The organism is Euzebya sp. (assembly GCF_964222135.1).
In the GTDB taxonomy this organism is placed as follows: Bacteria; Actinomycetota; Nitriliruptoria; order Euzebyales; family Euzebyaceae; genus Euzebya.
In genome coordinates this window covers 1-18,775 of record NZ_CAXQBR010000028.1, presented here as the reverse complement: position 1 = coordinate 18,775, position 18,775 = coordinate 1, and the positions used below count along the sequence as shown (strand labels likewise).

The following is an 18,775-nucleotide window of genomic DNA, read 5'->3' as shown; positions in this document are numbered from 1 at the left end:
GCGCCGGCGGCCTCCGACTCATCGAGGCCTGGCGAGCTAGTGGATCCGCGGTTCGTGCGGCAGCGCCGCGATGACCGCGGCCTCGACCTCGGCCAGCTCGCCCAGGCGCGCGGCCACGTCCTCGCCGGGGCACTCGCTGGCCGCCAGGTCGACGAAGACCCGGTAGTGGCCGGCCTCGGACCGGGCGAGCTCGACGTAGAAGGCCGCCAGCTCGTCCTCACCGGCCTCGGCCAGGGCCATCCCGAGGAGGTTCAGCCGCTCCCAGGACCGCGCCTCGATCAGCGCGGCGACGAGCAGCCGGTCGCACAGGGCAGCCTCCCCTCGCCCGCCGCGCCGCTCGGCGATGAGGGCCCGGGCGAACCGGTCAGCCCGATCCGGTCTGAGGGACCAGCCGCGGGCTCGCATGTGGCCGAGGACCTGGTCGAGGTGGCGGATCTCCTCGCGTGCCAGCTTCGCCATCCGGGCGACCAGGTCGTCGCGCTCGGGCTCGGCGTTCAAGAGCGACAGGCCGGCCAGCGCGGCCTTCTTCTCAGCGTGCGCGTGGTCGCTCATCGTCGCGTGCAGGTCGGCCAGCGCGACGGCCTCCCAGCCGGGCGGGGTGGCGATGCGCAGCGCATCGACCCGCTCGTCGGGGATCAGCGGATCGCGGGTCGTCATCCGGCGCTCGACCAGTCGACGCCCATCCGTCCGCCGTCGCGGCCGTGCTCGACGGCGATGATCTCCGCCACGATCGACAGGGCGATCTCGGCCGGCTCCCGCCCACCGATGTCCAGCCCGACGGGGGCGCGCAGCCGGGCGATGTGGGTCTCGGGCACCCCGGCGTCGCGCAGGCGGCGGACCGCCGACGGGGCGTGGCGGCGTGACCCGAGCATGCCGACGAACGCGGCGTCGCTGGCGAGGGCGATCCGGAGCACCTCGTCGACGTAGGGGGCGTCGTGGTCGCTCAGGAGGACCGCGTCGAGCGGACCCGGTGGCGCGGCGAGGAGGTGGCGGCCGGGATCGTCGGCGGCGACCTCCACACCGGGTGCGACGTCGGTCGTCCCGCCGGGATCCACCAGCACCACCCGCCGGCCGACCAGCCGGGCCTGCGCGGCCACTGCGCGGCCCACGGGACCGGCGCCCAGCACCAGGACCGCCGGCTCGGGGTCGTGCACCTCGGCGAAGACCTCGATGGCCCGCTCCTCGCCGTGACCGCCGAAGCTGACGCGTCGTCGGATCGGGCCGCCGGAGGCCAGCGCCTCAGCCCCCACCTCCGCCCCGGCGGTGTCGAACTCGCTGCAGCCGAGCGATCCGGCGAGCGGCCCGTCCTCACCCACGACCATCTTCGCCCCGGTGTGGGACGACGCCTGCTCGCTCACCTCGAGGACCGTGATCAGGACCACCCGCTCCCCCCGGCCGCGAGCCCTCGCCAACGCGTCGTAGATGCGCACCGGAACCCTCCTCAGCGCTCCCGCGCCTGTGCCAGCTGGTCGAGCGCCGCGCTGCGCAGGACGTCGACGGACTCGGTGACGAAGTCGCCCAGGCGCTCGATGTCGAACAGGGTGTCCCGGTCCCCCAGCAGGCCGAAGAACATCTGTCCGGCGTAGGACGACACGGCCAGGGACAGCGCGCTGTCGCCGGCGAGGGGGATGAACGGGTAGGACTCCTCGAGCAGCGTCCCGGCCAGGTAGCGGGGCTCCTGCGGCCCCGGCGCGTTCGACAGCGCGACGTTGTACCGGCTGTCGGCCGAGACGACGCGCGCGGCGCTCGCGTGCAGCGCCGGCGGGGCGTAGCCGGCCAGCCGCACCAGCTGGTCGGCGGCGACGGCCTGCCGGGACTCCTTCAGCCCGGCCATCTCACCCATGATCCGGTAGAGCCGGGCGACGGGGTCCATCTGCATGACGGGGAGGGGGGCGAGGACGCCGACGACCCCGTCCCCGACCGTGCGGGTCTCGCCGACCCCGGGGGCGCCCCCGACGCGCTCGTCCACGCGGACGGGCACCATCACCTTGAGGTCGAGGTCCTTCGTCTCGTGCCCCCGCCAGCGCAGCAGCCGTCCGACCGCGTCCCCGACGACGGCGACCACGACGTCGTTGATCGTGCCGCCGAACGCGCGGCGGACGACGCGGAGGTCCTCGAGCTCGCAGGACGCCATCGCGAAGCGGCGGTGGGGGCTGAGGCGCTTGTTCAGCGGCGACTGCGGCGCCCCGCGGACCATGCGGCCGACCAACCCGAGCGCCGAGCCGGCAGCCGCGGTCGCCCGGCGCACGCCGACGCGGGGGTCGAGGGTCTCGACGACCGCCATCGCCGCCTGCTGGCCGCGGTCGAGCCGCTCGGCCATCGCCTGGGCGACCACGACCGACGACGGCGGTGGGCGGTCGGGGTGCCATGCCGCGGTGAAGCGCCCGACCTCCGGCTCGAGCGCGGAGCGGTGGTCGTCGAGCAGCGCGCCGAAGGGATCCCCGTCCTCGCCGTTCGCCATCGCCAGGTGGGTCTTGCGGAACATGCCGACCCGGTCGCCCTCCAGGCCGTCGATCACGTAGATCTCCCACAGCGGCCGGGCGCGGTCGAGCTTGCGGCCCATCAGCCGGCTGAGGAACTCGCCGAGCTGGTGGCGGTCACCCGGCGTGGGGAGGGCGGCGTGGCGGACGTGGTAGCTCAGGTCGAAGTCGGGGTCGTCCACCCAGATCGGCCGCCCGGCGAGGGGGTGGGTGTCGCGGACGCGCTTGCGTGCCCGCGGCACGGCGTCGATGCGGTCGCGCAGCACCCGGACGACGTCGGCGTAGGCCAGACCCGGCTCGAAGATGCCGAGACCGCCGACGTGCATGTGGTGGCTGGTCGTCTCCAGGCGCAGGAAGGAGGAGTCCAGGACGCTGAGCCGGTCGACTGCCATGGCCGACAGCGTATTGGCCCGGCCGTCGTCGGCGAACCGGGTGTGCGGAGCCAGCCGCCCGTGGGGGTCTGTCAGCTTCGTCTCGGCACACGCAACGAACCCGACACACCCCTGGCCGCACCGGGCTCGAACCACGGAGGTCCGTCACCTCTGTTCCGTGGATCGCAACGAACCCGACGGACTGCCCCGGTCCCCCGCCGGAGGTCCACGGCGCCGAGGACGATCTGCGGCAGCATCGTCGGCATGTCGCTTCCCCGACGCCTCCGCCCGCTCGTGCCCGCGCTCGGCGCGGCCCTGGCCGTCGCCCTCGCCGTGCCGCACGCCCCGGCGACCGCCGGGACCGCCGACCGCACCGCCACCGCCCCGCCCGAGCTGGCCGGCCTGACCGCGCCGGAGGGCGGGCCGGTCGACGACGGCTGGCTCGAGGTGCCGCCCGGGAGCACCTTCACCCAGTTCGACGGCGAGCCGGCACCTGCGGGGTCGCCGATCTGGCCCGGCGTGCGCCACGACATCCGCCGCACCGCGGTCGGTCAGGGGCTCGGCGTCGACGTCCAGATCGTCCACCTCGACCCTGGTGCACCGGTCACCATCCAGCCGACCCACGCGAACGGCACGGTCCGCGGCACCGCACCGGTCGCGGTGCAGAGCGGCGACCCCCTTCTGGGCTCGGTCGCCGCCATCAACGGCGGGTTCTGGCTCGGCAAGCCCTACGGCGAGCCCAACGGGTTCTTCGCCCGCGACGGGCGGCTCATCAGCGACGCGGAGACCCAGGGCGCCGGGCCGCGCGGCACGGTCGGGTGGACCGCCGACGGCCGCCTGCTCGTCGACCGGATCGACACCACCGAGACCGTGACCCTGCCGGACGGCACCACCGTGCCCCTCAACGGCATCAACCGCGGCCACCGGGACGAGGGCGAGCAGTTCTACGACGGCACCCACTCCCTGCTGGCCTACACCGCCGACTACGGCGGCACGGTCACCGTCACCCACCCGGTCCCCCTCACCCCTCCCCCGCCGACCGAGCCGCCCGTCGACCTCGCCGTCGTCCGGGTCGCCGTGCCGCACTGGCCGGTCACCGGGTCCCTGACCGGCACGGTCACCGCGATCCAGCGCGACGAGCCCGGCGTGTTCACCCCCAGGCCGGGCGAGGTGCTGCTCGCCGGCACCGGTTCCGGCGCGACCGCGCTGGACGGCCTGGCGGTCGGCGACGCGGTCACGGTCGCCACCCGCATCTCGGCCCGGTCCTCGGACCGCGACGACGACTGGGCGCAGGTCGTCCGAGGCCTGGCCAGCGGCCCGATGATCGTCGAGGGCGGGCAGGTGACCGACCCGGGCGGGTGGGTCGACGAGGGGTTCGAGCCGCACGTGCACTCGAACGTCAGGGCACCCCGGTCGGCGATCGGCGTCACCGCTGACGGCCGCACGCTGCTGGTCGCGGCCGACGGCCGCCGCCCCGGCATCACCCACGGGTTCACCATCGCCGAGCTCGCCCGCTACATGATCGCCCTGGGGGCCGTGGAGGCGCTCAGCCTCGACGGGGGCGCCTCGTCCCAGCTCGTCGTCGACGGGATCATGCGCAACGACCCCTGCTGCGACGCGGTCACCCGGTCGGTCGCCACCAGCTTGCAGGTGACCCACGCCGAGCCGTTCGACGGCACCCACCGGCTGCGCGGGGCGGGTCGGGTCGACACCGCCGCCGCGGTCGCCCGCCACGCCTTCGGCGGCGGGGCGCGGACCGCGGTGCTGGCGGTCGCCGATGCCTTCCCCGACGCCCTCGCCGGCGGTCCCCTCGCCGCCGTGCTCGGCGGTCCGCTGCTGCTGACCGCCAGGGACGCGGTGCCGGACGTGACCGCACAGGCCCTGGACGACCTCGGGGTCGAGCGGGTGGTGCTCCTCGGCGGTCCGGCGGTGATCGGCGGCGGGGTCGTCGACGACCTGACCGCGCGCGGGATCGTCGCCCAGCGCGTCGCGGGCCAGTCGCGGTTCGACACCGCGGCGGCGATCGCCGACTCCCTCGACGGCGTCGTCTCAGCCGTCCCGGGCCGGGGGGTGTCCCGGGCGTTCCTCGCCTCGGCGGGCAGCTTCGCCGACGCGCTGGTCGCCGCCGGCCCCGGCGGCATGCTCGACATGCCGATCCTCCTCACCGAACCCGATCGGCTCCACCCCGCGAGCGCGGCGGTCCTCGCCGAGCTCGACGAGGTCGTCGTGGTCGGCGGGACGTCCCGGATCTCCGCCGACGTCGTCGACGAGGTGGAGGACCTCGGCGTCGCCGTCCCCCGCCTGTCGGGGACCGGTCGGTTCGGCACCGCCGCGGCGGTCAACGCCTGGCTGGCGACCCATGCCGACCTGTCCGACGGCCTGGTGGTCGCCACCGGGGCGGACTTCCCCGACGCGCTGGCCGGCGGGCCGCTGGCGGCGGTACGCCGGGCGCCGCTGATGATCGTCCCGGGCGGTGACATCACCGCCGATCCCGACGCCGCGGCGTTCTTCGCCGCGCTGCCCGCCCGCGGGGACATCGACGTCCTCGGCGGCCTCGGGGTGGTCTCGAGCTACCAGCAGTGGCAGCTCGAGCAGCTCGGTCAGTAGCGGCGGCCGTTCTGCGCGGCGAGCACCTCGGCGCGGACCGCGACGCGGGCGAGCCGCCCGAGCTGGGCGACCTCGGAGTCGAGGAACCGCGGGCCCCGCTCACGGGCGAGGAGGACCACGGTGCTGCGCTGGGCCAGCGGGGCGGCGACCAGCTCGAGCTCGGTGTGCGCCCGCCAGGTCTCTGGCATCCACGGCGCCCGGGGCAGCCGGCGGAGCTGGTCGAGGGGCATCCACGGGGTCTCGAGCCCCTCCACCGGCGGCACCTCCCCCGCGGTGTGGATGATCTCCGGCCCGAGGTGCGTGCCGGCGACGACCAGCGCCCAGGACGACCACAGGGCATGGGGCAGTCCGTCGACCAGCAGCTTCACCGCGCCGGACCCGGTCTCCACCATCGTCGTGGCCAGCTCGAGCGGTGCGGTGGGGTCGCGGAAGTCGCTGGTGCGCATGATCGCCTCGACGACGACCGACGGGACCTCCTCGATCGCCCGCCGCAGCGCGTCGGCGTCGGCGTCGGCCTCCACGGTGACGTCGTCCACGGCCATCCCGTCGACGCTGTCGATCACGTCGAGGGAGACGATGTTGCCGCCGGCACGGCCGATGGCGCTCGCGACGGCGCTCAGGGCACCACGACGGTCGGGCAACGACAGCCTCAGGGCGAACCGCATGGATCCCTACGCTAGCGACGCAGTTGGGCGGGATGCGACGGACGGGTTAGCGTTCTGTTTCGGCGTCCACGGGTTGACGGGAGGCGGCGCCGGCACACTCGACCAGGAGCACCCCTGACCATGACCTCACCGACCGAGACCGACGTCGATCTGCTGATCATCGGCGCCGGGCCCGCAGGCCTGTACGGCGCCTACTACGCCGGGTTCCGGGGGTTCTCCGTCGCGATCATGGACTCCCTGATCGAGCCGGGGGGCCAGGTCGCCGCGATGTACCCGGAGAAGGACATCTTTGACGTCGCCGGCTTCCCGGTGATCAAGGGCCAGCACCTGGTCGACAACCTCGTCGAGCAGGCCGGGCAGTTCCACCCGACGTACCTGCTGGGCCACCGGGCGGAGGAGATGGACCTCTTCGACGACCGCGTCGAGGTGACCAGCCACAAGGGCGCGACGGTGACCTGCAAGGCCGTGGTCATCACGGGCGGGATCGGGACGTTCACGCCCCGTCCGCTGCCGGACGCCGACGACTGGGAGGGGCGGGGGCTGCAGTACTTCGTCCCCAAGCTCGACGTCATGGCCGACAAGGACGTCCTGATCGTCGGCGGTGGGGACAGCGCGTTCGACTGGGCGCTGAACCTGCGCGGGATCGCCCGGTCCCTCACCATCGTCCACCGCCGCGACCGCTTCCGCGCCCACGAGACCACGGTGAAGGAGGTCATGGCCTCGGACGTCGAGGTGCTGACCTTCCACGAGGTCGCACGCATCAACGGCGCCGAGCACATCGAGTCCGTCGAGGTGTTCGACAACCGCACCGACGAGCGGCGGACGATCCCCTGCCAGGCGGTGGTCGCGGCTCTGGGGTTCACCGCCGACCTCGGGCCGTTGAAGAAGTGGGGCCTCGAGCAGGACAAGCGCCAGATCGTCGTCGACACGGCCATGCAGACGAACCTGCACCGGGTCTTCGCCGCCGGCGACATCACCACCTACGACGGCAAGGTGAAGCTGATCAGCGTCGGGTTCGGCGAGGCCGCCACCGCGGTCAACAACGCCGTCCCGCTGATCGACCCCGACCAGGGCGTGTTCCCCGGCCACTCCTCGGACCGCAAGTAGGCCGGTCGCCGCTCAGGCGGTGGGTGGGGGGACCGGCGAGACCCGGCGCCGTCGGCGCTCGGCGTCCGCGGCCAGCTCCTCGGCGCGGGTGACGGCTCGTTCGAGGGCCTGGCGGGAGGTGTCCGCGGCGCTCGTCGCCGCCTCGAGCCGCTCGGTGACCGCGACGAGCTCGGTGAGCAGCGCGGTGGCCCGCTCACCCGCCGCCGCGAGCTGGTCGGCGACGGCGCTCGAGGTCACGACGACGTCGTCCTGCTCCTCCTTCAGGTGCCGCACCCGGCTCGACAGCAGGTCCGATGCGTCGGCGACGGCGGACTCGATCCGCCGGGTGATCTCGTCGCGGCGGGCGGACTCGGCCTCCCGCTGACCCATCAGGCTCTCGATCTGGGCGGCGGTGGCGGCGAGGGCCGACGTCTGCTCGGCCACCCGGCCGGTCTCCACCGCCAGCGGCGCGGTGGCCCGCTGGACCTCGTCGACGATCCGCCCCTCCGCCTGCTCGACGGCCAGGGCCAGGCGCTGTCGGGCCGATTCGCCGGACTCCTCGATCCGCCCGAGCGACGCCCGCACGGTCGCGTTCAGGTCGTCGGTGAGGGACTCGACCAGCTGCTGGATGGTCCGGCCGGCCCAGGCCACCGTCGTCGACAGGGACTGCAGGTCCCCCGCGGTCCGGTCGGCGGCGACCTGGAGGGCGGCGTCGACCGCATCGGCGACGTCGGCGGTCATCCGGTCGGCGGCGGCGACGATCCGGTCGGTGGCCGCATCGGTCACCTGGCCGAACCGGGCGGTGGTGGCGTCCAGCCGGTCCGCGGACTCGGCGGCGCGCCGCCCGCCGTCGGACAGCTGCCGGGCGACGTCGTCGACGGCGGTGGCGGTGACGTCGAGCACCTCGGTGTGACCGGCGACGGTCGTGTCGAGCTGCTCGATGCGCCGCTGCAGGTGGTCCCGGGCGCTCTCGGCCGCGTCGGCGACCCCGTCCTGGGCGCTCATGACCGCGTCGTGGATGCTGACGACGAGCTGGCGGACGTCGCGGAGCAGCTTCGTCGCCGCGGCGTCGGCGGTGCGCTCGGCGTGGCGTGCGGCCTGCTGCGCGGCGGCGTCGATCCGGTCGACCGCCGCCCCGAGCCGCCGGTCGATCTCCGCGGCGGCCGGGCCGACGGCCTGGACCCGGTCGGTCGCCTCGACGACCGCGCGCTCGACGGCGCCGACGACGCGGTTGAGCTCGTCGACGCGGGCCTTCGTGTCCGCGGCGATCCGGTCGGCGTGGCCGGTGACGACGTCGTCGGCGCGGCGGAGGACCGCGTCGCTGGTCTCGTCGGTCCGCTCGACGAGGCGGCCGATGGCGGTCACGGCCTGGTCGCTGATGTCCGCCATCCGCCCGACGGCCTGCTCGGTCGCGCTGCTCAGCTGCCGGGCCGCCCCGAGACCTTCGGCCACCTCCGCCAGCTCCTCGGACAGGCGGGCCGCCGCCGCGGTGGTCGTCTCGCCGACGTCGGTCGCACGGGTGGCGGAGGCGTCGAGCTGGACGGCCCGCTCGCGGACCTCCGCCGCCGCGTCGCGCGCGGCCTCGGCGGCGGTCCGCACCCCGTCCACGTCGACGGTGAGCCGTGACGCGGCGTCGTCGGCGACCTGGCGGTAGACCTCGGCGGCCGCCTCGAGTCGTTCGACCAGCGCCGCCGCGGCGTCCTGGAGGGCGAGACGGCCGGCCTCGCCGTGGACCCGGAAGCGCTCGACGTCGTCGGCGACCACCTCGTCGATGCGGGTGCCGAGCACCTCGGTGGCTGACTCGAGCCGGGCGGCGGCCTCGGCGAGCACCCGCTGGTGGTGGTCGACCTGGGCGGCCACGCTGGCCTGCACCCGTCCGGCGGCGGCGCTCGAGGACTCGCTCAGCGCCTGGGCGTGCTCGACCGTCGTCACCTGGAGGTGGTCCTCGAGGCGTTGGACGATCTCCCGCAGCGCGGCGTCGAGGCGGAGCACGGGGTCGGTCTGGAAGGGGTCGTCGGAGGCCATCAGGTGGCCGGATCGTACCGGCCGGTCGCGTCAGGTCCGCGGACCCGCGTCGCGTCGCAGCGCCGCGGTCGTGCGGGCGGTGGGGGTGGCGGTCGCCGGGTCCTCGGGCCAGGGGTGCTTGGGGTAGCGGCCGCGCATCTCCGCGCGGACCGCCGCGTAGGAGCCGGCCCAGAACCCGGCCAGGTCGTCGGTGATCTGCAGCGGGCGGCCGGCGGGGCTGAGCAGGTGGAGCAGCACCGGCTCGCCGGCGGCCCGGGGCGTCTCGCGGGTGCCCATCAGCTCCTGCAGCTTCACCGCGAGGACCGGGCGGTCGCCGCCGTAGTCGATGCGCGCCCGCCGGCCGGTCGGGATGGCGACGTGGGTGGGGGCGAGCTCGTCGAGGCGGTGGTGCAGGTCGTGGGGCACGCGGCTCATCAGCGCGTCGGCGAGCGGCGCCGACGCCAGGTCGGCTCGCCGGCGAGCGGTGGGCAGGAACGGACCGAGCCACGTGGCGAGCTGGGCGACGAGGGTCGCGTCGTCGACGGCGGGCCACCCGTCTCCGGGGCGGGTGCGGTGGAGGTGGCGCAGCCGGTCGCGGAGCCCCATCACGTCGCGGGTCCACGGGAGCGGGCGCAGCTCCTCGGCCGCCACCCCGTCGAGCAGGGCGGCGACGACCGCCTCCCGCGGCGGGTCGGCGAGCGGGGTGGTGGACAGCACCACCGCGCCGTACCGCAGCTGCCGCTCGGCCGCGACGTCGCCGTCGCGCCACTCGACCACGTCGACGTGGCGGGCCATCTCGCGGACCGTCTCGAGGTCGAGGGCCGCGGCCAGGTGGATGCGGGCCTCCGCCGCCCCGCGGTCGACGGCGGCGACCGCGAGGACCGGCTCGCCCGCCAGCGGGTCGCCTGGTGGCAGCACCGCACCCCGCCCGCCGGACATCACGAACGCGCCGCGGCGACCCCGCGCACGCGCGACCCGATCGGGGTAGGCCAGCGCGACCAGCCGCCCGACGTCGTCGCCGGTGACCGTCGCCCCTCCCCCGTCCCGGTCGCCCCCCTGGCGGTCGATCCCCTCGCGGTCGATCCCCTCGCGGTCTATGCCCGAGCGTCGGCGGATGCGATCGGCGTCGGCCCGGACCCGATCGAGGGCGCGACGGCGGACCGGCCCGCGCGCCCGACCGCGCAGCGCCGCGACCCGCTGCTCGAGGTCGGTGCCGCCGTGGACGAGCACGTCGCGCTCGCCGAGGAGCGCCGCGACGTCCGCGGCGAGCCCCCGCAGCCGCGCCGGGGAGGTGAGGACCATGTGCGCCAGCCGCGGGTGGACGGGCAGGTCGGCCATCGCCCGCCCGTGGTCGGTCAGGCCGTCGTCGTCGAGCGCGTCGAGGGAGCGCAGCAGCGCCGTGGCGGCCGCCCAGGTGGCGGCCGGGGGCTGGTCGAGGAGGGCGAGGTCGTCGAGCGGGGTGCCCCAGGCGGCCACCTCGAGGGCGGTGGGGGCCAGGTCCTCCTCGGCGATCGCGGGCGGGGCGTGGGGGTCGAGCGCCTCGTGGGCCGCCCACAGGCGCAGGCACAGCCCGGGTCCCAGCCGCGCAGCCCGGCCGCGGCGCTGATCGGCGCTGGCGCGGGACACGCGGACGGTCCGGAGCCGCGACATGCCCGTGGCCGGGTCGAAGGCGGGCCGCCGCGCCCAGCCGCCGTCGACGACGATCCGCACGCCCGGCACGGTCAGGCTGGACTCGGCGATGTCGGTGGCGAGCACCACCCGGCGGCCGTGCGGCGAGGGTCGGAGGGCCGCGCGCTGCGCGTCGCCCGAGAGGGCGCCGTAGAGGGGGCGGACGTCGACGTCGAGGTCGGCGAGCGCACGCTCGGCGTCGACGATCTCACGCCGACCCGGGAGGAACGCGAGGACGTCGCCGCCGTGGAGGTCGAGCGCCTCGCGGACGCCTGCCGCGACGACGTCGCCGACCCGGGCCCCCGCCGGCGCCGGGCGGTGCAGCGTCTGCACCTCGTGGGTGCGGCCCTCGCTGCGCACCACCGCGGGGTCGCCGAGCATCCCGGCGACCCGGTCGCCGTCCAGGGTGGCGGACATCACCAGGACCTGGAGGTCCGGGCGCAGCGCCTCCTGGACCTCGAGGCTGAAGGCCAGGGCCAGGTCGGCCTCGATCGAGCGCTCGGGGAACTCGTCGAGCACGACCGCGCCGGTGCCCTCGAGGGCCGGGTCGCGCTGCAGCCGGCGGACGAGGACGCCCTCGGTGACGACCTCCACGCGGGTGGCGGCGGACACCGCCCGCCCCTCCCCCGTCGTGCAGCCGACGGTCCGCCCGACGGGCTCGCCGAGCAGCTCGGCCATCCTGGCCGCGGCCGCGTGCGCGGCGATCCGGCGGGGTTCGAGGACCACGACCCGGCCGTCGACCTGGCCGGACGCCGCCAGGGCGAGGGGCACCAGCGTGGTCTTCCCGGCACCCGGCGGGGCCTCCAGGACGCCCCGGCGGCGCTCGACCAGGCCCGCGACGAGGGCGTCCAGGACCGCGCCGACCGGCAGGTCGTCCCGGTCCGAGGGCGGCCTCAGAGGGTCGTCACCCCGCTGCCGAGCGCGTCCCGCAGGGCCGCGTCGTCGTCGGCGGACAGGGTGGTGTGGAGCACCCGCGCGGGGAACCGGCGGGCCTCGGCGAGGGCGTGCCAGCGGTGGGCGTCGGTGATGAGGAGGAACAGCGCCGCCTCGTCGCCGTGGAGGGAGTCCCCGAGCTCGCGCATCCGGTCGTCGGAGATGCCGACGTCCCGCAGCTTGCCCCACAGCCCGCCGAGTGCCGCCCCCAGCGCTCCGCCGATCAGCGGGTTGGCCAGGAAGAGCCCGGCGAGGAGCCCCCACCAGCCGCCGGACAGCGCCCCGTCGGCGGCGTTGAGGTCCTTGGTCTGCTGGATCCGCACCTTCCCGCCGGGGGTCTTCGACACGATGGCGGCGTCGTCGACCTGCAGGTGGCCGCGGGCGCGGAGCCGGACCGTCGCGAGCATCGCCTCCTGGGCGAACAGCGGATCGTCGAAGCGCAGGGCGACCAGGCACCCGGTCCGGGCGGCGCGGGAGGTGGGGTCCGCGACGGCCTCGGCGGTGGTGGCTGGCCCGTCGGCGCTCGCGGTCTCGTCGGCGCCTGGGAGGTCCTCGGCCCTGCTCGCCCCCGATCCGGGGGCGGGAGCCGGCCAGCTGGAGGGGTCGGACGTCTCGGACACGGGTGCTCCACGGGCGGTCGGCGCCCGGGACGGCGCACCGGGCGGGTGGCCGGGCAGGACGCCACCGCCCGATCACACTACCCTTTTGCCCCGTGGCCCACGACGACCAATCCGGGACGGGGGGGTGGGACGAACCCGACCCGATGAGCGCAGCACGTCGCCACCTGACGACGGTGTCCGAGGCGGACGCCGCGGTCGGCGCACCGGCCGACGCCGATGCGCTGCTGGTCGAGGTCGCGAAGGGAGACGCCGCCGCGTTCGCGGCGCTGTACGACATGATGAGCCCGCAGGTGTACGGCGTGGTGCGGCGGGTGCTCCGCGATCCCGCGCAGAGCGAGGAGGTGGCCCAGGACGTGCTGGTGGAGGTGTGGCGGACCGCGCCGCGGTTCGACCGGTCCCGCGGGACCGCGCGGTCCTGGGTGCTGACCATCGCGCACCGGCGCGCGGTCGACCGGGTCCGCTCGGAGCAGGCCAGCCGCGACCGGGAGGACCGGGTGGGCCGCGAATCCGCCGAGCGGCCCTTCGACGCGGTCGCGGACCAGGTGGAGCAGTCGCTCGAGACCGAGCAGGTCCGCGCGGCGCTGGACGCCCTGACCGACGTCCAGCGCGAGGCGATCGAGTTGGCCTACTACGGCGGGAACACCTACCGGGAGGTGGCCGCGCTCCTCGAGGCCCCGGTCGGGACCGTGAAGACCCGCATGCGGGACGGGCTGATCCGCCTGCGCGACGCGATGGGGGTGACCGCGTGAACGTCGACGACATCCACACCCTGGCGGGTGCCTACGTCCTGGACGCCCTCGACCCCGACGAGCGGGAGGCGTTCGAGGCCTACCTCGCCACCTCCCCCGAGGCGCAGGCGGAGGTGGAGTCGCTGCGCGAGGCGACCGCGCTGCTGGGCGGGCCCGTCGCCGAGGCGCCACCGGCCGCGATGCGTGACGCGGTCCTCGGGCGCATCGACGCCGTCCGCCAGGAGCGGCCCGTCGTGTCGTCCGCGCCGCAGGAGGCCGCGACGGTGACCCCGATCGCCGCGGCCCGCCGGCCCGGCGGCAGCCGCATGACCCGCCTCGCCTGGGGGGCGGCGGCGGTCATGGCCGCGGTCGCGATCGGTCTGGGCGCGGTGGTGCTGCAGCTCGGCCAGCGCGTCGGCGACGTCGAGCGCCGCGCCGAGCAGATCGCCGGCGTGGTGGTCGCGGCCGACGCCCAGCGCGTCACCGCGGACCTGCCCGACGGCGGTGTCCTGACCGGGCTCGTCTCGCCCGCGACCGGCTCCGCGGTCGTGATCGGCCACGGGATGCGAGAGCTGGACGAGGACCAGATGTACGCCCTCTGGCGGATCGTGGACGGCGAGCCGCTGCCAGCTGGCGAGCTCGTCGCCGACCAGCCCACCACCGTCGAGGCGGGCGCCGTCGAGGAGATCGGCCTGACCGTGGAGCCGCGCGGGCCGCTGTCCACCCCGACCGGCGAGGTGGAGGCGACCCTGCCGGTCTGACCGACCCCGTTCGCTAGCATCCCGCCGCGTGGCACCCAAACCGCTGAGCGAGGTCGTCGGACCGGGGTGGGAGCTCGCGCTCGAGCCGGTCGCCGACGAGATCGGTCGGATGGGCGAGTTCCTCCGCGGTGAGCTGGCCGCCGGACGCCAGTTCCTGCCGGCGCCCGACCGGGTGTTCGCCGCCTTCCAGATCCCCTTCGAGGAGGTCAGGGTCCTGGTGCTCGGCCAGGACCCCTACCCGACCCCGGGGCACGCGATGGGCCTGTCGTTCTCGGTGTGGCCCGACGTCCAGCCGGTCCCGAGGTCCCTCGACAACATCTTCCGCGAGTACTGCGACGACCTCGGCCTGCCCCGGCCCGCCACCGGCGACCTGTCGCCGTGGACCCATCAGGGGGTGATGCTGCTCAACCGGTGCCTGAGCGTCGCGCCGCGCTCGCCGGGGTCCCACCGCGGCAAGGGGTGGGAGGCGATCACCGAGCAGGCCATCCGGGCCCTGTCGATGCGGAACGCGCCCCTCGTCGGCGTCCTCTGGGGCCGTGATGCCCGGGACACGCGGGAGTGGCTGCTCGACGCACCGGCCGTGGAGTCCGCCCACCCCTCCCCCATGTCGGCGAGCCGCGGGTTCTTCGGCTCGAAGCCCTTCAGCCGCGTCAACGCGCACCTGGCGTCACTGGGTGCCGATCCGGTGGACTGGACCCTGCCGTCGTGAGCAGCGCGCTCCTGGCGCCCCTGGTGGCCGCGTCGGATCGGCTCGGCGCCACGTCGAGCCGGAACGAGAAGGTGGCGATCATCGCCGAGGCACTGCGGGGGGCGGGCGAGGACGTGCGCCTGGCCGCCACCTACCTGGCCGGGGACCCGCCGCAGGACCGCCTGGAGGTCGGCTGGGCGACGATCCGCGACCTCGACGTCGCCCCCGCCACCACGCCCACGCTGTCGCTGGTGGACGTCGACGCCGCGCTCGAGGCGTTGGCGACGGCCGGCGGGACGGGGTCCCGCGGGGTGCGCGTCGGGGTGCTGACCGACCTGTACGCGGCGGCGACCGTCGCCGAGCAGTCCTTCCTCAACCACCTCGTGCTGGGCGAGATGCGCCAGGGCGCCCTCGCCGGCCTGGTCGTCAAGGGCATCGCGGCGGCGGCGCAGGTGCCCGAGACCGTGGTGCGGCGGGCGGTGATGCTGGCAGCGGACCTGGGCGAGGTGGCGTCGCTCGCGATGACCGGCGGGCGCGCGGCCCTCGAGGCCGTCGGGCTGGTCCTCGGCCGGGGGGTGCAGCCGATGCTGGCGGCGACCTCGCCGTCGGTCGCCGCCGCGGTGGAGGACATGGGCACCGCCGTCGTCGAGTGGAAGCTCGACGGGGCGCGGATCCAGGTCCACAAGGACGGGTCGGACGTGGTGGTGTACACGCGCAACCTCAACGACGTGACGGCCCGGTCGCCGGACACCGTGGCGGTCGCGCAGGCGCTGGAGGTGGAGCGGGTCATCCTCGACGGGGAGGTCCTCGCCGTCGGCGCCGACGACCGTCCCGTCGCGTTCCAGGACACCATGTCGACGTTCTCGAACATCGCCGGGGGCGGGTCGGGGTTGACGCCGTTCTTCTTCGACGTGCTGCACGTGGACGGCGAGGACCTGCTCGACGCCCCGCTGACCGAGCGGCGCGCCCGCCTGGCCGAGCTGGTCGACGAGCGCAACCGGATCCCCTCCGCGGTGGTCTCCGACCCCGAGGAGGGGGAGGGGGTGCTGGCCGACGCGCTCGAGCACGGCCACGAGGGGGTGGTGGTGAAGGCGCTGGACGCGCCGTACGCCGCCGGGCGCCGCGGGAAGGCGTGGCGGAAGGTCAAGCCGGTCCGGACCCTCGACCTGGTGGTGCTCGCGGTCGAGTGGGGGTCCGGTCGCCGGAGGGGATGGCTGAGCAACATCCACCTGGGTGCGGTGGACGACCGGCCCGGTCACGAGGGCTTCGTGATGCTCGGCAAGACCTTCAAGGGCATGACCGACGAGGTGCTCGCGTGGCAGACCGAGCGGTTCCTCTCCCTCGAGACCCACCGCGACGGCCACGTCGTCCACGTCCGCCCCGAGCAGGTCGTCGAGATCGCCCTCGACGGCATCCAGACCTCGAGGCGGTACCCGGGCGGGATCGCGCTGCGGTTCGCCCGGGTGGTCCGCTACCGCGACGACAAGGACCCGGACCAGGCGGATGCGCTGTCGACGGTGCGCGCGCTGGGCTCGGGCGGGTGAGGCCGGCGCGACGCAGGATGGTCGCACGTCCGTCCCGCTGACCGCCGATGCTGATGCCCTCCTCCCGCCGTGCGCGACGCCGCCGTGTCGTCGTGATCGTGCTGTGCCTGGCCGCGCTCGCCCTGACCGTGGCCGCCGCGCCGCGACTGGATCCCCCGACCCCCGCCCGGACGGTCGCCGAGGTCGCGGACCCGAGCGGCTACGCCCGCGGGACCGCGAGGCTGCGCGCGGGGATCCCCTGGGCTGGCGGGGCACCGCTCGTCCCCGCCGGCCGACCCGACCTGATCCGGCCCCACCCCGACGAGAACCGGCACAGCCTGGGCGCAGCTGAGATCTCCGGCGACTACGTGTCCGGGCAGGTCGTCGGCGAGCAGGTGCTGATCGGTGACGTGGCGCTGCCGTGGACGTGGTGGCTCGAGGACGACGTGGCCGCCATCGCCGGTGCCGACGTGGTCCTCGGGGCGGTGGCCGCGTGGGACGCCTCGCCCGGGTCGCGGTGGGCGTCCGCCTTCGCCGGCGAGGTCTCCGATGCCGGTGTCGTCGCCGACGGCCGCTCGACTGTCTTCCTCGAGCCGAGCTGCGAGGGCCTCACGACCGCGAACTCCTACCTGTTCACCGACGGCGGCCTGGCCATCGACCGCTACGGCACGCGGGCCTCCCAGATCCTGGAGGCCGACATCGGGGTGTGCCCGCGGGTGACCGATGGGGAGACGCTCGCCCGGGCGATCCGCCACGAGGTTGGTCACGTGATAGGCCTCGCCCACCTGTGCGACCCGGCGGACCCCTGCTGGGACCCCGAGATGGGGGAGGGATCGCATGCCTGCCGTGTGATGTTCTGGCAGGCGAGGCCGTGCCAGGAGGTGCTGACCGCCGGCGACCGGCGGGGCCTCGCAACGCTGTACCCGACCCTCCGCCCACTCGCGGGAGACGCGCCGGAGGCCGTGGCCGCCCGGGCCGCGTTCGCGACGGTGCCCGACGGCGCCGCCGACCTGGTGGTGATCGCTGACCCCGACCTGCCACCGGCCTCCCTCACCGCTGCGGCGGCGCTGGCGGCGCGGCGTGGCGGGCCCCTCCTGCTGGGGTCGCCGGACGAGCGCCGCTGCGTCGCCGGTCCGGCCGTGATCGAGGCCGGTCGGGCGCTCCGCCGGCGCGGGACGCTGGTCCTGGTGGGCGGGTGGCCGGAGGGATGTGACCGGCTGGCCTACGACTGGGACGTGACGCTGCGCCGGGTCGCTGGTGACGACGCGGTCACGGCCGCGGTGGAGCTGGCCGACATCGGCGGCGCGGCGACCGCCGCCGTCGTGGTCGGCGCGGGCCCCGACGGTGCGGTCGCCGACGACGTCGCGGCCGCGGGGCTGGCCGGGCGGGTCGACGCGCCGCTGCTGGTCGTCGACGGCCCGGATGCCCGGGTGGCCTCGGCGTGGCTCGCCGGGCGTGAGATCGCCGCGGTCACGGTGGTCGGAGCCCTCGACCCCGCAGCCCGTGACGCGCTGGCCGACCGGTCGGCCGTCGTGCAGATCACCGGCGAGGATCGCGTCGCCACCGCCCTGGCCGCGGCCGCCGTCGAGGACGGTCTGCCTGACGCGGGACCGGGCGTCGTCGTCCTGACCGGGGCGGAGGGCGGGCCCGAACGCCTCGCCGCCGCTCCCGTCGCGGTCCGGGAGGGCGCCGCACCGCTCGTGACCGGTCCCGAGGTGGACGACCGCGTGCGCGCGCGGCTCGAGGCGCTGGCCGCCCGGACGGGGTGGGCCGTGGGTGGCGAGGACCTCCTCCCCTCCCCCACCCGGTTGGCGTACGCGACCGTCGTGGGCTGACGGTCGTCCAACCCCGGCGGCGGCTGCGGGCGGCTCAGCGCCCGTTGGCGCTGAAGTGCATGTAGTCGATGAGGCTGCTCCAGCGCCCGCCCCAGCCCCAGCCGATGGCGTCGAAGGCGCGGACGGCGACTGAGGTCTCGTCGAGCATCCCCGGCCGCTCGTGCGCGCGGTCGAGGTACGCGCCGGCGAGCTCGGGGAGGATCCGGTCACCGCGGCGGTAGGGGTTGATGAACGGGTTGACGTCGACGGCGAGGCCGTAGGCGTGCTGGGACCAGTTCGTCGACCCGCGCGTCGGCCGGCACACGAACGCCGTGGTGTCGTTCCCGTCGCCGGTCGGGGTGCCGTCGAGCTCCTCGGCGCTGACGATCCGCATCTCCTCGATCGGGTAGCGGGCGTCGAAGAGCTGGCCGAAGATGTCGACGACCTCCTCGGCCCAGCTGGCGTGGACGATCATCTCCCCGGTGTGGGGGCGCTCGTCGAACCCCCAGAAGCTGACGGTGACGTAGCGGAGGTCGTCCCGTCCGACGGGGCACTCGGGGGTCCAGGTCGACCGGGCGACCACCTCGTCGCTGAGCGGTTCGATCGTCGACGCGAACGGCGCCCCCGGCGGCGGGGGCGGGAGCAGGTCGATCGTCGGGATCCGCCGAACCACCAGCTCGGGAGGGGTCGGCTGGGGCAGCGCCTCACCGTCGGGTCCGAGCGGGAGGGGACGGGTCCCCAGCCACGGCGGTCGCGCAACCCCGTGCGGTAGCGGCGGGGCGGTGGAGGTGTGGGTGGGGGTCGCAGCCGGGGGTGCAGCGGCAGTC

General features: G+C 75.6%; 15 protein-coding genes. 7 read left to right on the top strand and 8 right to left on the bottom strand.

Going from position 1 to position 18,775, the window contains the following annotated elements; translation table 11 throughout:
* Window positions 1-36: 36 nt before the first annotated feature.
* From miaE to ACEQ2X_RS07390, 3 genes are read right to left on the bottom strand one after another with little or no spacing between them, the layout of a single operon-like run.
* Window positions 37-657 carry a tRNA isopentenyl-2-thiomethyl-A-37 hydroxylase MiaE gene (gene miaE, locus ACEQ2X_RS07400; protein ID WP_370325155.1) on the bottom strand — a complete coding sequence of 207 codons (621 nt, stop codon included), beginning with the start codon at window positions 655-657 and terminating at the stop codon, window positions 37-39.
* Window positions 654-1,430 carry an XdhC family protein gene (locus tag ACEQ2X_RS07395; protein WP_370325154.1) on the bottom strand — a complete coding sequence of 259 codons (777 nt, stop codon included), beginning with the start codon at window positions 1,428-1,430 and terminating at the stop codon, window positions 654-656. Before ACEQ2X_RS07395 ends, miaE begins: the two co-directional genes overlap by 4 nt.
* Before the next feature lie 11 nt (window positions 1,431-1,441).
* Window positions 1,442-2,872, bottom strand: a complete 1,431-nt coding sequence (locus tag ACEQ2X_RS07390) for a wax ester/triacylglycerol synthase family O-acyltransferase (RefSeq protein ID WP_370325153.1) — start codon at window positions 2,870-2,872, stop codon at window positions 1,442-1,444.
* Window positions 2,873-3,115: 243 nt separating this feature from the next.
* On the opposite strand from ACEQ2X_RS07390, the gene ACEQ2X_RS07385 reads away from it, so the two are divergent.
* Complete coding sequence (locus ACEQ2X_RS07385; RefSeq protein ID WP_370325152.1) at window positions 3,116-5,458, top strand: cell wall-binding repeat-containing protein; 2,343 nt, start codon at window positions 3,116-3,118, stop codon at window positions 5,456-5,458.
* Here the strand turns inward: ACEQ2X_RS07385 and ACEQ2X_RS07380 are convergent.
* On the bottom strand, window positions 5,452-6,123 hold the full coding sequence (locus ACEQ2X_RS07380; protein WP_370325151.1) for an ACT domain-containing protein: 672 nt from the start codon (window positions 6,121-6,123) through the stop codon (window positions 5,452-5,454). The genes ACEQ2X_RS07385 and ACEQ2X_RS07380 overlap by 7 nt on opposite strands.
* Before the next feature lie 120 nt (window positions 6,124-6,243).
* On the opposite strand from ACEQ2X_RS07380, the gene ACEQ2X_RS07375 reads away from it, so the two are divergent.
* A complete protein-coding gene (locus ACEQ2X_RS07375) occupies window positions 6,244-7,230 on the top strand; it encodes an NAD(P)/FAD-dependent oxidoreductase (protein ID WP_370325150.1) in 987 nt (328 codons plus the stop codon).
* Between the two features lie 12 nt (window positions 7,231-7,242).
* Here the strand turns inward: ACEQ2X_RS07375 and ACEQ2X_RS07370 are convergent, their stop codons facing one another.
* From ACEQ2X_RS07370 to ACEQ2X_RS07360, 3 genes are read right to left on the bottom strand one after another with little or no spacing between them, the layout of a single operon-like run.
* Window positions 7,243-9,234, bottom strand: a complete 1,992-nt coding sequence (locus ACEQ2X_RS07370; protein ID WP_370325149.1) for a hypothetical protein — start codon at window positions 9,232-9,234, stop codon at window positions 7,243-7,245.
* 30 nt (window positions 9,235-9,264) lie between these two features.
* The gene (hrpB, locus tag ACEQ2X_RS07365; RefSeq protein ID WP_370325164.1) at window positions 9,265-11,751 is read right to left on the bottom strand and encodes an ATP-dependent helicase HrpB; all 2,487 of its coding nucleotides are present in this window, start codon (window positions 11,749-11,751) and stop codon (window positions 9,265-9,267) included.
* A 23-nt stretch (window positions 11,752-11,774) separates the two neighbouring features.
* Window positions 11,775-12,434: a DUF1269 domain-containing protein gene (locus ACEQ2X_RS07360; protein WP_370325148.1), complete on the bottom strand. Its 660-nt coding sequence runs from the start codon at window positions 12,432-12,434 to the stop codon at window positions 11,775-11,777.
* Between the two features lie 143 nt (window positions 12,435-12,577).
* Between ACEQ2X_RS07360 and sigK the strand changes: the two genes are divergently transcribed.
* The 5 genes from sigK to ACEQ2X_RS07335 are packed head-to-tail and all read left to right on the top strand — an operon-like array spanning window position 12,578 to window position 17,969.
* Window positions 12,578-13,183: an ECF RNA polymerase sigma factor SigK gene (gene sigK, locus ACEQ2X_RS07355; RefSeq protein WP_370325163.1), complete on the top strand. Its 606-nt coding sequence runs from the start codon at window positions 12,578-12,580 to the stop codon at window positions 13,181-13,183.
* The gene (locus ACEQ2X_RS07350; RefSeq protein WP_370325147.1) at window positions 13,180-13,923 is read left to right on the top strand and encodes an anti-sigma factor domain-containing protein; all 744 of its coding nucleotides are present in this window, start codon (window positions 13,180-13,182) and stop codon (window positions 13,921-13,923) included. The genes sigK and ACEQ2X_RS07350 overlap by 4 nt, the downstream gene beginning before the upstream one ends.
* A gap of 28 nt (window positions 13,924-13,951) precedes the next feature.
* Window positions 13,952-14,632 carry a uracil-DNA glycosylase gene (locus tag ACEQ2X_RS07345; RefSeq protein ID WP_370325146.1) on the top strand — a complete coding sequence of 227 codons (681 nt, stop codon included), beginning with the start codon at window positions 13,952-13,954 and terminating at the stop codon, window positions 14,630-14,632.
* Window positions 14,629-16,155, top strand: coding sequence for an ATP-dependent DNA ligase (locus ACEQ2X_RS07340; RefSeq protein WP_370325145.1), 1,527 nt, complete (start codon window positions 14,629-14,631; stop codon window positions 16,153-16,155). The genes ACEQ2X_RS07345 and ACEQ2X_RS07340 overlap by 4 nt, the downstream gene beginning before the upstream one ends.
* Window positions 16,156-16,208: 53 nt before the next feature.
* Window positions 16,209-17,969 (top strand): hypothetical protein, encoded by a 1,761-nt coding sequence (locus tag ACEQ2X_RS07335; RefSeq protein WP_370325144.1) that lies wholly within the window; start codon window positions 16,209-16,211, stop codon window positions 17,967-17,969.
* Between the two features lie 34 nt (window positions 17,970-18,003).
* Here the strand turns inward: ACEQ2X_RS07335 and ACEQ2X_RS07330 are convergent.
* On the bottom strand, window positions 18,004-18,775 hold a 772-nt coding region (locus ACEQ2X_RS07330; protein ID WP_370325143.1), incomplete at its 5' end, for a M15 family metallopeptidase.

Excerpts from the sequence above, each read along its gene's own strand:
- miaE (WP_370325155.1), bottom strand. The coding sequence starts at position 657 with ATGACGACCCGCGATCCGCTGATCCCCGACGAGCGGGTCGATGCGCTG.
- ACEQ2X_RS07390 (WP_370325153.1), bottom strand. The coding sequence starts at position 2,872 with ATGGCAGTCGACCGGCTCAGCGTCCTGGACTCCTCCTTCCTGCGCCTG.
- ACEQ2X_RS07385 (WP_370325152.1), top strand. The coding sequence starts at position 3,116 with ATGTCGCTTCCCCGACGCCTCCGCCCGCTCGTGCCCGCGCTCGGCGCG.
- ACEQ2X_RS07380 (WP_370325151.1), bottom strand. The coding sequence starts at position 6,123 with ATGCGGTTCGCCCTGAGGCTGTCGTTGCCCGACCGTCGTGGTGCCCTG.
- ACEQ2X_RS07375 (WP_370325150.1), top strand. The coding sequence starts at position 6,244 with ATGACCTCACCGACCGAGACCGACGTCGATCTGCTGATCATCGGCGCC.
- ACEQ2X_RS07370 (WP_370325149.1), bottom strand. The coding sequence starts at position 9,234 with ATGGCCTCCGACGACCCCTTCCAGACCGACCCCGTGCTCCGCCTCGAC.
- sigK (WP_370325163.1), top strand. The coding sequence starts at position 12,578 with ATGAGCGCAGCACGTCGCCACCTGACGACGGTGTCCGAGGCGGACGCC.
- ACEQ2X_RS07335 (WP_370325144.1), top strand. The coding sequence starts at position 16,209 with ATGCCCTCCTCCCGCCGTGCGCGACGCCGCCGTGTCGTCGTGATCGTG.